Annotated in this window: 14 protein-coding genes; 9 read left to right on the top strand and 5 right to left on the bottom strand. The window is 71.3% G+C overall.

Going from position 1 to position 12,710, the window contains the following annotated elements; translation table 11 throughout:
* Positions 1-88: 88 nt before the first annotated feature.
* The 3 genes from OHU35_RS18545 to OHU35_RS18555 are packed head-to-tail and all read left to right on the top strand — an operon-like array spanning position 89 to position 3,771.
* Positions 89-2,314, top strand: coding sequence for an acetate--CoA ligase family protein (locus OHU35_RS18545; protein WP_189726978.1), 2,226 nt, complete (start codon positions 89-91; stop codon positions 2,312-2,314).
* Positions 2,314-3,099: an enoyl-CoA hydratase/isomerase family protein gene (locus OHU35_RS18550; RefSeq protein WP_189726979.1), complete on the top strand. Its 786-nt coding sequence runs from the start codon at positions 2,314-2,316 to the stop codon at positions 3,097-3,099. Before OHU35_RS18545 ends, OHU35_RS18550 begins: the two co-directional genes overlap by 1 nt.
* A gap of 42 nt (positions 3,100-3,141) precedes the next feature.
* On the top strand, positions 3,142-3,771 hold the full coding sequence (locus OHU35_RS18555; RefSeq protein ID WP_229873155.1) for a flavin reductase family protein: 630 nt from the start codon (positions 3,142-3,144) through the stop codon (positions 3,769-3,771).
* Here the strand turns inward: OHU35_RS18555 and OHU35_RS18560 are convergent.
* The 3 genes from OHU35_RS18560 to OHU35_RS18570 form a co-directional block, all read right to left on the bottom strand.
* Positions 3,768-4,886, bottom strand: coding sequence for a class I SAM-dependent methyltransferase (locus OHU35_RS18560; RefSeq protein WP_189726980.1), 1,119 nt, complete (start codon positions 4,884-4,886; stop codon positions 3,768-3,770). The two genes, OHU35_RS18555 and OHU35_RS18560, sit on opposite strands and share 4 nt — an antisense overlap.
* A 133-nt stretch (positions 4,887-5,019) precedes the next feature.
* Positions 5,020-5,874, bottom strand: a complete 855-nt coding sequence (locus OHU35_RS18565; protein WP_189726981.1) for an alpha/beta fold hydrolase — start codon at positions 5,872-5,874, stop codon at positions 5,020-5,022.
* A 181-nt stretch (positions 5,875-6,055) separates the two neighbouring features.
* The gene (locus OHU35_RS18570; protein ID WP_189726982.1) at positions 6,056-6,967 is read right to left on the bottom strand and encodes an alpha/beta fold hydrolase; all 912 of its coding nucleotides are present in this window, start codon (positions 6,965-6,967) and stop codon (positions 6,056-6,058) included.
* A 131-nt stretch (positions 6,968-7,098) separates the two neighbouring features.
* Here OHU35_RS18570 and OHU35_RS18575 point away from each other — a divergent pair, with 131 nt between their 5' ends.
* The 6 genes from OHU35_RS18575 (at position 7,099) to OHU35_RS18600 (ending at position 11,132) form a co-directional block, all read left to right on the top strand.
* The gene (locus tag OHU35_RS18575; RefSeq protein WP_189726983.1) at positions 7,099-7,719 is read left to right on the top strand and encodes a TetR/AcrR family transcriptional regulator; all 621 of its coding nucleotides are present in this window, start codon (positions 7,099-7,101) and stop codon (positions 7,717-7,719) included.
* Entirely contained in the window at positions 7,716-8,252 is a 537-nt protein-coding gene (locus OHU35_RS18580; protein ID WP_189726984.1) for a GNAT family N-acetyltransferase, read from the top strand. Before OHU35_RS18575 ends, OHU35_RS18580 begins: the two co-directional genes overlap by 4 nt.
* Positions 8,253-8,417: 165 nt before the next feature.
* A complete protein-coding gene (gene cutA / locus OHU35_RS18585) occupies positions 8,418-8,744 on the top strand; it encodes a divalent-cation tolerance protein CutA (protein ID WP_189726985.1) in 327 nt (108 codons plus the stop codon).
* A gap of 191 nt (positions 8,745-8,935) precedes the next feature.
* A complete protein-coding gene (locus tag OHU35_RS18590; protein WP_229873156.1) occupies positions 8,936-10,186 on the top strand; it encodes a helix-turn-helix transcriptional regulator in 1,251 nt (416 codons plus the stop codon).
* A 92-nt stretch (positions 10,187-10,278) separates the two neighbouring features.
* Positions 10,279-10,743, top strand: a complete 465-nt coding sequence (locus OHU35_RS18595) for a hypothetical protein (RefSeq protein WP_229873157.1) — start codon at positions 10,279-10,281, stop codon at positions 10,741-10,743.
* Positions 10,740-11,132: a hypothetical protein gene (locus OHU35_RS18600; protein WP_189726988.1), complete on the top strand. Its 393-nt coding sequence runs from the start codon at positions 10,740-10,742 to the stop codon at positions 11,130-11,132. The genes OHU35_RS18595 and OHU35_RS18600 overlap by 4 nt, the downstream gene beginning before the upstream one ends.
* Here the strand turns inward: OHU35_RS18600 and OHU35_RS18605 are convergent.
* The gene (locus OHU35_RS18605; protein WP_189727083.1) at positions 11,110-12,255 is read right to left on the bottom strand and encodes an RNA polymerase sigma factor; all 1,146 of its coding nucleotides are present in this window, start codon (positions 12,253-12,255) and stop codon (positions 11,110-11,112) included. The two genes, OHU35_RS18600 and OHU35_RS18605, sit on opposite strands and share 23 nt — an antisense overlap.
* A gap of 8 nt (positions 12,256-12,263) precedes the next feature.
* Positions 12,264-12,671 carry a YciI family protein gene (locus OHU35_RS18610; protein WP_189726989.1) on the bottom strand — a complete coding sequence of 136 codons (408 nt, stop codon included), beginning with the start codon at positions 12,669-12,671 and terminating at the stop codon, positions 12,264-12,266.
* Between the last annotated feature and the right edge of the window lie 39 nt (positions 12,672-12,710).

Here is a 12,710-nt window from a genome sequence, read left to right on the forward strand (position 1 = left end):
GCCTGCACAGCCGTTCCTGACATCACGCAGGTTCAGTAATCTGACAGTGCGTCAGTTAGCGGCTGTCTCACAGGAGCGGGCGGAAACGATGCTTGGATCGACCCACGGCACCCTCACCACCGACTCCCGCCGGGCCCGGGCCATCGCCTGTGGCGAGCGGCCCGGGCCCGCCGTGCACGGCAGGCCCGCCCAGGAGGGCGACCTCGACGTCAGCGGGCGCCCGCTGCACGCCGACGTACCCGATCTGGACCACTTCTTCCGGCCCCGGTCCGTCGCCGTGATCGGCGCCTCGGACGCCGAGGGGCGCCCCAACACGGGCGTGACGCGCCAACTGGCCGACTGGGCCGAGCGGGTCGGGGCCCGGCTGTACCCGGTGCATCCGAGCCGCCCGGCCGTGTTCGGCCTGCCCTGCTCCCCTTCCGTCGCCGACCTGCCCGAGCAGGTCGACCTGGCGGTGGTGCTCGTCGGCGACCCCCTCCCCGTGATCGAGGAACTGGCCGAGGCCAAGGCGCGGTTCGCGGTCGTCTTCGCCTCCGGGTTCGCGGAGACCGGCCCTGAGGGCGAGGCCGCCCAGCGGCGACTCGCGGCCGCGGTCGAGCGCTCCGGGGTGCGTCTGCTGGGCCCCAACACCAACCTCAACGCCTTCGAGCACTTCCGCGACGACCTCGACGGCCCCGCGATCGCCCTGATCACCCAGTCCGGCCACCAGGGCCGCCCCGTCTTCGCCCTCCAGGAACTCGGCATCCGCCTCTCCCACTGGGCGCCCACCGGCAACGAGGCCGACCTGGAGACCGCGGACTTCCTCTCCTACTTCGCCGAGCAGCCCGGGATCGGCGCCATCGCCTGCTATCTGGAAGGCCTGAAGGACGGCCGCTCCTTCCTGCTCGCCGCCGACCGGGCCGCCCGGCGCGGAGTCCCGGTCGTCGCCGTCAAGGTGGGCCGCACCGAGACCGGCGCCCGCACGGCCGCCTCCCACACGGGCAAACTGACCGGCGCGGACACGGTGGTGGACGCGGCGCTGCGCCAGTACGGCGTGATCCGCGTCGACGGCCTCGACGAACTCCAGGACACCGCGGCCCTGCTGGCCCGGGCCAGGCCGCCGCGCGCGGACGGCGTCGTCGTCTACTCGATCTCGGGCGGCACGGGAGCGCACGTCGCGGACCTGGCGACCGAGGCGGGCCTCCGGCTGCCGGTCCTGTCCGAGGCCAGGCAGGCCGGGCTGCACCAGTGGATACCCGAGTACCTGAGCGTCGCCAACCCCGTCGACAACGGCGGGCATCCGGTCGGGGACTGGCGCGGCCGGAAGATCATCGACGCGATCCTCGACGACCCCGAGGTCGGCGTGCTGATCTGCCCGGTCACCGGCCCCTTCCCACCACTCAGCGACCGGCTGGTACGAGACCTGGTGGACGCGGCCGAGCACACGGACAAGCTGGTGTGCGTCGTATGGGGATCGCCGGTCGGCACCGAACCGGCCTACCGCGAGGTGCTGCTCGGCTCCTCCCGCGTGGCCACCTTCCGCACGGTCGGCAACTGCCTCACCGCCGTCCGCGCCTACCTCGCCCACCACCGTTTCACGACCGCCTACCGTTCCCCCTTCGACGAGGCCCCGCGCACCCCCTCGCCGTCCTACCGCAAGGCGCAGGCGCTCATGCACCCCGGCGAGCAGCTCAGCGAGCACGCCGCGAAGCAGCTGCTGCGGGCGTACGGCATCCGCGTACCGCGCGAGCAGTTGGTGACGAGCGCGGCGGGCGCCGTCCGGGCCGCCGGTCTGGTGGGCTACCCGGTGGTGATGAAGGCCTCGGGCGCCCGCATCGCCCACAAGACGGAACTGGGCCTGGTGAAGATCGGCCTGACCTCGGCGAGCCAGGTCCGCGACGCCTACCGGGAGCTGACCGACATCGCCCGCTACGAGGATGTCTCCCTGGACGGCGTACTGGTCTGCCAGATGGTCGAACAGGGCGTCGAGATGGTGGTGGGCGTCACCCACGACGACCTGTTCGGACCCACGGTGACCGTCGGGCTCGGCGGCGTCCTCGTCGAGGTCCTGCGCGACACCGCCGTAGGCGTCCCGCCCTTCGGGGAGGAACAGGCCCGGGACATGCTCGCCGGTCTGCGCGGCCGGGCCCTGCTCGACGGAGTCCGGGGCCGCCCGCCGGCCGATCTGGACGCCCTGGTCGAGGTCGTCCTGCGCGTGCAGCGCATGGCACTGGAACTCGGGGACCAGCTGGCGGAGCTGGACATCAACCCGCTGATGGTGCTGCCGCAGGGGCAGGGCGCGGTGGCGCTGGACGCGCTGGCGGTGTGCCGCTGATGCCGGCTGTGCTGCACACGACGGCCGACCAGGTCCTCACCATCACCCTGAACCGGCCCGAGACCCTCAACGCCCTCACGCCGGACCAGCGGGACGAGGTCGTCCAGCTCCTGGCGAAGGCGTCCGCGACGGCCGATGTCCGGGCGGTGGTGCTCACGGGAACGGGCCGAGGCTTCTGCGCGGGCGCGGACCTGCGAGGCGCCGCCACCACGGACGAACGCGACGTCGGCGATGTCGCCCGCACCCTCCGCACCGGCGCCCAGCGTCTGATCGCCGCCGTCCTCGACTGCGAGAAGCCGGTGATCGCGGCGGTGAACGGCACGGCGGCCGGCCTCGGCGCCCATCTGGCGCTCGCCTGCGATCTCGTCCTGGCCGCGGAGTCGGCCCGGTTCATCGAGGTGTTCGTACGGCGAGGGCTGGTCCCCGACGGCGGCGGCGCGTATCTGCTCCCCCGCCTCATCGGCCCGCAGCGGGCGAAGGAGCTGATGTTCTTCGGCGACGCGCTCACGGCGACGGACGCCGAACGCCTCGGCCTGGTGAACCGGGTCGTACCGGACGGGGACCTGGACAAGACGGCCCGTGCCTGGGCCGAACGCCTCGCCGCCGGCCCGACCCGGGCCCTCGCCCTGACCAAGCAGCTCGTCAACGCCTCCCTGGACACCGACCGGACCACCGCCTTCGCCGCCGAGGCCGCGGCGCAGGAGATCAACATGACGACGGTGGACGCGCAGGAGGGGGTACGGAGCTTCGTGGAACGACGGAAGCCGACGTACAAGGGCCACTGAGTCTTCCAATCTGACGTACCGTCAGCTTCAATCAGGAGTGTGATGGGACAAGCAGGGATGGCGGAAGCCGCCGTCCGCTACCTCAGGTCGACCCGCACCCCGGCCGCACGGCCCGTGGAAGCGCTGCCGCGCCCGGAGTTGCGCTGCGTGGGCGACGACGAGCGCGCTCCGCTGGACCAGCGGGAGTTCCGTAGCGTCATGGGCCGCTTCGCGACGGGCGTGACGATCGTGACGGCACCCCCCGCCGCTCCCGAAACCCCCGACTCCGCCCCCGCCGGCTTCGCCTGCCAGTCCTTCAGCTCCCTCTCCCTCGACCCGCCGCTCGTGGCCTTCATGGTGGGCCGTACGTCGACGACCTGGCCGCGCATCGCCCGTGCGGGCGTCTTCTGCGTCAACGTCCTGGGCGCCGACCAGGCCGAGCTGTGCCGCTCCTTCGCGGTGAGCGGCGCGGACAAGTTCGCAGGCGTGGCCTACGACAGGACACCCGTCTCCGGCTCACCCCGCCTCTCCGGCGCGGTCGCCTGGATCGACTGTGCGATCCACGCCGTCCACACGGGCGGCGACCACCTGATCGTGGTCGGCCGGGTGAACGCCCTCGGCACGGGCACGGACGATCCGGACGGACCGCTGCTGTTCCACCGAGGGCGCTTCGCGCGGCTGACGGAGGACTAGCCGACGGCCAGCCGCCACAGTGACGTGACCTCGGCGGCCCGTACGGCGTGCAGCGGATCGTCCGTGTCCCGCGCACGGGCGTGGCGCGGGCGCGTGTCCAGCCGGTCGACCACCCGCAGCCCGGCACTCTCCACGGCGGTCATCAGCTGCTCCCGGCTGCGCAGCCCGAGCCGCTCGGCGAGGTCGGACAGCACGAGCCAGCCCTCACCGCCGGGTTCCAGCCGCTCGGCGAGCCCGCTCAGGAAGCCCTGCAGCATGCCGCTGCCCGCGTCGTAGACGCCGAGGTCGAGGTCGGAGGCGGGACGGCCGGGAATCCAGGGCGGGTTGCACACGACCAGGTCGGCGCGCCCCTCGGGATACAGCTCGGGCCCGGTCACCCGGACCACCTCCGTGAGCCCCAACCGCCCCACGTTGTCCCGCGCACACGCCCGGGCCCGGGCACTGACGTCGGTCGCCACGACCTGCCCGACGCCCCGCCGGGCCAGCACGGCGGCGAGCACACCGGTTCCGGTGCCCAGGTCGAAGGCGACGCGTACGTCACCGCCTCGCGGCAGCGGGGCCTGGGCGACGAGATCGACGTATTCGCTCCGGGTGGGCGCGAACACGCCATAGTGCGGGTGAACCGGCGCTTCCAGCGCCGGGACGTACACGCCCTTCTCCCGCCACTGCCGGGCACTGATCACACCCAGCAGCTCGGAGAGGGCGACGGCCACGGGCCCGTCGAACGCCCCGTACGCCTCGGCGACCGCCGGACGCACATCGGGCGCCCGGCGGAGGTCCAGTCCGTGATCCGCGTCCAGCAGGACCAGCAGCTTGCCGAGCACGCGCGCACGGTGGGCACGGAACCGGCGCTGCAGCCGGAAGGTCTCGGCCGTGGTGTCCGCCGCGCCGGGCGCGGTACGCCCGACACGACGGTCCAAGGCACTCAGCAACTGCCGCGCATTGTGAAAATCCCCGCGCCACAGCAACGCGGTGCCCTCACAGGCCAGCCGGTAGGCGACGGCGGCCCGCATCCGGTCGTCGGCTACGACGACCGTGCGGGGCAGGGGCAGTCCGGACTCAGAGTGCCAGCGGGCGGAACGGGGTCGAGACTCGGTCCAGTGGATCGTGGACACGGCGTACTCCTCGGAAGATCGGGCGTGAACGAGCGTGCTGAGTCACGACGTCCACGTCGCCGAGGACCATGCCGAGTGTCATCAACGGACCTCTCGAAGCGGCGAAGCAGCTGGGCTCAGTGTGCCGGATTTTTCAGTCGGGCAGGGCCCGAACGAACCCGGCGACCAGCGTCGCCACCGCCTCCGGAGTCTCCAGGATCATGGGATGGGTGGCGTCGATGCGCTCGACGCCGATCGTCGGCCGGGTGCGGGAGACCACGGCCAGCTCGTCGGAGACCTCTCGGGCGAAGCGGGCGCTGAACTCCTCGAACCACTCCATGCCCGGCGCGGGCGGCAGCCGTCGCCCGGCCTGCACCAGCAGCAGCGGGCGGTCCACGCCGTCCAGCCAGGCGGTGACACCGGGCGCGCCGAGCCGGTGGAGTTCGTCGACGATCTCCAGCGCCGCCGCCCGTTCCGGCAGCGTCTGCCAGGTGCCGTCGGGCAGCGGACGCGCCGCCGCGCGGGCAGCGGCCTCCGCACGGTCGGCGGGAACCCCGAACCGTGCGGAGTTGGCGATCTGCTGCTCGATGTACCCGTCCGGCGCGACCGCCCCGACCGACGCCAGCAGCCCCTCGGTCACCTTTTCGGCGCCCGGGTACTCGCGGCGCCACCAGAACCCGTCGAGGTTCACGGCGGCACGAGCTCGGTCCGGATACGCCCGTGCGTACTCGACGGCGATCAGCCCGCCAAGAGAGTGCCCCACCACGACGGCCTCGGTCACACCGTGCGCGTCGAGCGTGTCGGTGATGTCCCGCACCACGGCGGGAAGCGCCCAGGGCGAGATATCGGGAGAACGCCCGTGCCCGGGCAGATCGATGCCGAGAACCCGATACCCGTCGGTGAGCTGAGCCGCCGAGGCACTCCAGTCGGCCAGCGACCGCCCGAACCCGTGCAGAAGAACCAGTTGCGGGCCGTCGCCCCCATAGTCATGCGCATGCAGGAGAGTCATAGGGGCCTCACCGTAGGCCGACCCACCTCTCCTCGAACACCGAATTACGCCGCTGTGGCCCCGCCTCCGGTCTCACCCGCGCTGAGGGACAGCCCCGTGGCGGCCAATTCGTCGACGTCTCCGTGGCGTTGGCGCACGCGATCCAATCAGCCCCTGCCCGCCGACGGGCAGCTCGGAATTGTCAGTCGACGGAAGCCATGAAGTTCAGCATCCTGCGGTTGATCTCCTCCGCGTGGTCGATCTGCGGCCCGTGGCCCGTGCTGGAGATGATCTCGGCTCGGGCCCCGGGGATCAGACGCGGCACACGCTCCGCCTGCCGCTGCGGGTGTACGAGGAGGCTTCGCTTGCCGAGCACCAGGTAGAGCGGGGTCCGGATGGTGGACAGCTCCTTCTCGGGAAGGGGAAGCGGCGCCGGGCGGCGTATGCGGTAGGCGCGAACCGCCGTTCTGATCATCGCGCGCAGTTCCGGCACGACGAGGACCGGCTGTTCGAGCCAGGCCGCCAGTCGCGGGCGGAGCGCCTTCGGCGCGAAGGTCGCGAAGAGGCTGGCGAAGATCCAGACGAAGAAGCGCAGTCCCACCTTCTCCAAGCCGCCGGGGTCGAGCAAGGTGACCGAGGCGAGGCGACCGGGCCTGCGGTGCGCCTGGTTCAGGACGAGCCATCCGCCGTAGGAGGAGCCGACGAGGTGTACGCGGTCGAGGCCGAGTCCGGCGAGTGTCTCATCCAGCCACTGTGCGGCGCGTTCGGGCTGGTGGATGGGCTCGCGCTGCACGCTGCGGCCGGGATCGCCCGGGGTGTCGATCGCGTAGACCGGGCGGTCCGCGCTGAGGGCGGAGGTGTTCGGGTACCACATCGCGGAGCATGAGCCCGCCCCGTGCACCAGGACGACGGGGGTGCGGGATCGGTCAGCCTCGTTCGCGGGGCCGTAGCGGTAGACGTGCGTGGTGCCGAAGGACGTCTCCACGTCCTCTTCCGCGCGCGCGGGCGCCCCCAGCGCGTAGACCGCATCGCAGGCCGTGAAGTAGCGATCCCGCCAGGCATCGCTCACATAGCGGCCGACATCGGCCTGGGTTCGGGCAGCGGTCTCGGGCATGGCCACCTCCGGCGTATCGATTTCGTGATACGAACGTACCACGTTACTGGTACAGATGTATCATCAAAAGCCCATGGGAGCCGTAGAGCCCATGGGAGCCGTAGCGGGAACGACGAGCGGAGAACCGGCCGATGCCCAAGCGCGTGGACCACGCAGAACGGCGCACCGAGATCGGCGAGGCCCTCATCCGGGTCGCCGGCCGACGCGGGCTGCATACCGTCGGGATGCGCGATGTGGCAGCGGAGGCGGGCGTGTCACTGCGGCTGGTGCAGTACTACTTCCAGACCAAGGAGAAGTTGCTGTTCTTCGGGCTTGAGCTTCTGGCGGAGAGATTCGGGGAACGGGTATCCACCCGTGTACGGGCCGCCGGGGACAGTCCTGGTCCGCGAGAGATGGTCGAGGCGCTGTTGATGGCGGCGCTGCCGGCAGACGACGAGAGCCGCACCTTCCATCACCTCTACACGTCATACGCGGTTCTGGCCGTGAACGACCCGGCACTCGCAGCCCAGCCCTTCATCAAGAACCCTGACACCGCCGAAGACGCGCTGACCGAACTCCTCCGGCAGGCGCAGGAAGCGGCACTGCTCGAGCCCGGTGTGGACGCACGGTTGGAGGCAGCCGGCCTGCTCGCCATGTCCGCGGGACTCGGCACCGGCATCCTCGTCGGCCAGCGCAGCCCGGAGTCCGCGACCACAGTGCTGAACCACCACCTGAACCGAATCTTCCGCACCGGTGAGGTGGTCCTGCCATGAGTGACCGGAGCCCAGCAGCCGTGGAGCTGCGGACCGACCGGCTGTTGCTGAGACGCCCGACCACAGCCGATGTCGACGCGATCTTCGCCGTCCACCGCGATCCTGAGACCTGTGCCCACAACCCGTCCGACGCACTCGCCCGGCTTGAGGAAGCAGAGGCGCTCTACCACCGTTGGGACGATCAGTGGCAGCAGCACGGATACGGGTACTGGGTCGTCCGGCACCACGGCTCCGCTCAGCAGCTCGGATTCTGCGGAATCAAGCCCATGGAACTGCACGGGGCACCGGTCCTGAACCTCTTCTACCGTTTCGCCACCTCTGCGTGGGGCCAAGGCTTCGCCTCTGAAGCCGCAGCCGCGGTCGCCACCTGGGCATCCCGTCACCTGCCCGGCCTCCCGCTGATCGCCCGCGTGCGGCCGGCCAACCTCGCTTCTCAGCGCGTGGCGATACGCGCCGGGCTCAACCGAGCACCGCATCTCGACACCGAGGGATACGACGGCTTCGACTGGATCTACACGAAGCTCCCTGGTTGATGGGCGGCCGCACACCCCCAGTCGAGCCGATCTCATAGCCAAGGCGTAGCCATCACGGAAGCGCGGTCACAACCAACCAACGGGCCAGAGCCCGCAAGCGGACCCGGCCACCCGCCGCCCCGCGATGCCCCTCCTGAACATCTGGCCGCCGCCTACGCTCCCGGCATGGCTGACTTTCTCCAGGTATCGACCGCGACCCCGACTCATGACCAGGCCGTTGAACTCGCCCGTTCGGTCGTCGCCGAGCGACTCGCGGCCGGTGCGCAGATCATCGGCCCTGTTACGTCGGCGTTCTGGCACGACGGCGAGTTCGGCACCGGGGAGGAGTGGCAACTCCTGCTGAAGACCACCCGATCCCGCTACCCCGAGCTGGAGTCCCACCTGCTGAAGCACCACCCGTGGCAGAAACCGGAGATCGCGGCCGTCCCGATCGAGGCCGGCTCGAAGGGATGCCTGGAGTGGATCGCCGCGAACACCGCGCCGCCCGCGTAGCTCAACCGGGCATGTGCTCTGCTCCACGACCGACCTCGTCGACGATCAGGTACAGGACCGGCTTCGTCATGCACGGAGTCCACAGCACACAACTCGCCCCTCGCCTATGCGGAGCGTCGCAGAGCACTCACACACAAGTACCCCCGCCCCATACCCTGACAGTGGACGCTGAACAGAAAAGGGGCGAGACCGTGCCATCTGACGCTACCCCGGACCCCTACGCCGACCCGCTTGTCTTCGGGCCACGACTCCAGATCCTGCGCACCCGCAAGGGCCTCACCCGCGAGCAACTCGGCGGCCTCGTCGGCCGTTCCGGTTCCTGGGTCAAGGGCGTCGAGACGGGCCGTCTCAAGACGCCCAAGCTCGAAGTGATCCTCCGTATCGCCGAGGTCCTGCGCCTACGGGACCTCTCCGACCTCACCGGAGACCAGTCCATGCGGGTCGGCCTCTTCACCGGTCCCGGTCATCCACGCCTCCCTGAGGTGAAGTCGGCGCTCGACGCCTTCCCGCTCACCACCGAGCGCCAGGCGCCCCCTGCCGAGCACCTCCGCGCTCGCCTCGCACGCGCCTGGGCCGCCCGGCATTCTGCTCCGAACCACCGTGAGGTCATCGGCGAGTTACTGCCGGACCTAATCCGCGACGCCCAGGCCGCGGCACGGCAGGCGGACTCCGGACCGGAGCGGCGCGCGGCGCAGGCCGTCCTCGCGGAGGTGTACTCCCTCGCGCAGTTCTTCTGTGCCTACCAGCCCGACGCGGCGCTGCTGTGGCGCGTCGCCGACCGTGCCCTGATCGCCGCCCAGGAGTCCGAGGACCCGCACGCGATCGGCGTCGCCGCGTGGCTCGCCGCTCAAGCACACCGTGACAGCGGGCCCGCCCACTTCGACGCCGCCGACGCCGTGACGATGGGAACGCTGGCCTACCTCGAACCACTGTTGCCGAACGCGAGCGACGATGTCCTCGCGATCACCGGCGCCCTCACCTTCGAAGCCGGATACACGGCAGCCCGCCGAGGCGAGGCGGGCACAGCCTGGAGGCACTGGGACCTGGCCCGGGACATGGCGACCCGTCTGCCCGCCGCCTACTACCACCCGGTGACGTCGTTCTCGCGCGCCATCATGGGCGCGCACGCCGTGACCATCGCCGTCGAGACGCACGCCGGCGGGGAGTCCGTACGGCAGGCGGCCGCCGCCGACGCGGCGACGATCCCGTCGCGGCCGCGACGTGCTCGCCATCGCATCGAGGAGGCGCGCGGCTACCAGCTCGACGGGCAGCCGGACGTGGCCCTCGCGACGCTCAACCAGGCCTACGAGGCGGCCCCAGAAACGATCAAGTACAACGGCTACGCCAAACGCATCGTGCTGGAGGAGACCGAGGCGAAGTCCCCGGCGCGCAGGCGTCGCGCCTCGGGACTCGCGGTGAAGCTCGGCCTTCTCTCAGCGTGAGCAAGGGGGCACAAACTGTGCCCCTGTCGCGGTAGCAGCGCTTCTACGGTCACGGCGTGAAACGGAACGCACGTGACCGGGGAGGCCCCAGCATGCCGAGCAACCACAGCCACTCCGTCTTACCGCCCGTCGCAGCCGACCCCGGAGTGCTCGAACACCCCACCTCGGACCGGCGGTCAGCGGCGGAGCACCGGCTGCTGGCAACCCTTCCGCCCCCAAGCCGCGACCGAGCCCGCCTGGAATGGCAGCAGCACGCCGTAGCCATGCTCCCGCTCGGCATCGATTTCTCCGCCGTACGCATCCCCGGCCGCCTCGTGCTGGCCCTGGCGGACAGCACCGAGCCGTCGGAGCTCGACTGGCGGCCCCTGGACGTGGAGTGCCTGGGCCTCGGCAGCTATCTCGGAGTTCCCAGGGCGGACGCCCTGGAATGCACGCGCGCTCGCGTCACCTACTGGTCGGTGCCGATGGCCTCGGCCGCGACCCTGTGCAGACCCTTGAAGGTCGCCCGGCTGATCGCCGCCGCCAGGCAGTGCCTCGCCACGGAGCGGGAAGCATGAGCGATACGACGGCTCCGTTCGACGCGGCCCTGATCCGGCGCCGGTGCGAGGAAACGCTGTGGGGCCCCAGCGGGCAGCCGCCCGAGCAGCGGGCCCGCCTCCAGGAGATGGAGGGGTACGTACGGCTGCTGGCACCCGAGCTGTCAAAGCTCATGCCTCGGATGCGGGACGGGACGCAGGCCACCGCACAAACCGTCCTGCGGCATGCTGACGAACATCTCAACAGTGCTACGACGTCAGGTGACCTGGCCAGACGACTGCACGACGCCGGTGTCATCGCGCGTGCGCTCCTGGGCCTGCTCCAACGCCCCGGCGAGCTCACCCCCGACCAGGATCGAACAGCCGACACAGTCCACACGCGACCCCTCAGCACCCCCGCCCCGCGTTGAGCCGCGCCGCCTGCCGCATCAGATGATCGCGTTCGGCGAGGTTGGGGGCCCGCCGGGCCGCCTCGGCGTACAGCCGGGCCGCCGTGCCCAAGTCGCCGTCACGCTCGTGGAGGTACGCCGCCACCGCGGCGTGGCGGGGCAGGGAGGGATCCAGTTCCGCGAGCGCCGCCAGCCCGGCGCGCGGCCCGTCGGCCTCCCCCACGGCGACCGCGCGGTTGAGCCGGACGACCGGGCTGTCGGTCAGGCGTACGAGCTCGTCGTACCACTCGACGATCTGCACCCAGTCGGTCTCCTCGGCGGTGGGCGCGTCGGCGTGGAGGGCCGCGATGGCGGCCTGGGCCTGGAACTCGCCCAGCCGGTCACGGGCGAGGGCCGTCTGGAGGATCACGACGCCCTCGGCGATCGACGCGGTGTCCCACCGGCCGCGGTCCTGCTCGGCGAGCGGCACCAGGCTGCCGTCGGACGCGGTCCGGGCGGCACGCCGGGCGTGGTGGAGCAGCATGAGGGCGAGCAGACCAGCCACCTCGGGGTGGTCGATCGCGGTCGCGAGCTGCCGGGTGAGCCGGATGGCCTCGGCGGCGAGGTCGACGTCGCCGGAGTAGCCCTCGTTGAAGACGAGGTAGAGGACGCGGAGGACAGTGGCCACGTCCCCGGGCTGGTCGAACCGCACACCGGAGACCGTGCGTTTGGCCCGGCTGATGCGCTGCGCCATGGTCGCCTCGGGTACGAGGTAGGCCTCGGCGATCTGCCGGGTGGTGAGGCCGCCGACGGCGCGCAGCGTGAGCGCGACCGCCGATGCCGGGGTCAGCGACGGGTGGGCGCACAGGAAGTAGAGCTGGAGCGTGTCGTCCAGCGCGGGCGCCGGGCCGGGCGCCGGTTCCTCCTCGACGCGGTCCTCACGCCGGCGGCGGGCGGTGTCCGCGCGGGTCGCGTCGAGGAACTTCCGCCAGGCCACGGTGATCAGCCAGCCCTTGGCGTCCCGCGGCGGGTCGGCCGGCCAGAGGCGGAGCGCCTCGACCAGGGCGTCCTGCACGGCGTCCTCGGCCGCCGCGAAGTCGGCTCCGCGGCGGACGAGGACGGTGAGCACGCTCGGCGTGAGGCTCCTGAGCAGGGCCTCGTCCATCGGTGACGTCATTCCGTGATGGTGGGCTGCTCGCCGTAGAACGGGCGCACCTCCAGCCACTCGTGGATCGGCTTGCCGCCCGCCCCGGGGGCGGCGGACAGCTCCCCGGCCAGCTCGACGGCCCGCTCGTAGCTGTCGACGTCGATGATCATCCAGCCGGCGATGAGGTCCTTGGTCTCGGCGAACGGTCCGTCGGTGACCGGCGGGCGCCCCTCACCGTCGTAGCGGACCCACGCTCCCTCGGGGGCGAGCGCCTGGCCGTCGACGAACTCGCCGGTCTTCTCCAGGCGGGCCGCGAAGTCGTTCATGTACTGCATGTGCGCCGAGATCTCCTCGGGGCTCCACTGGTCCATCGGGACGTCGTTGACCGGAGCCGGGGCGCCGCGGTAGTGCTTCAGCAGCAGGTACTTCGCCATGATGGTCTCCTCGGTGCTCGTGCGACCCATTGTGGTCGC

Origin of the sequence: Streptomyces purpurascens (assembly GCF_045040895.1) — a bacterium.
GTDB lineage: Bacteria > Actinomycetota > Actinomycetes > Streptomycetales > Streptomycetaceae > Streptomyces > Streptomyces purpurascens.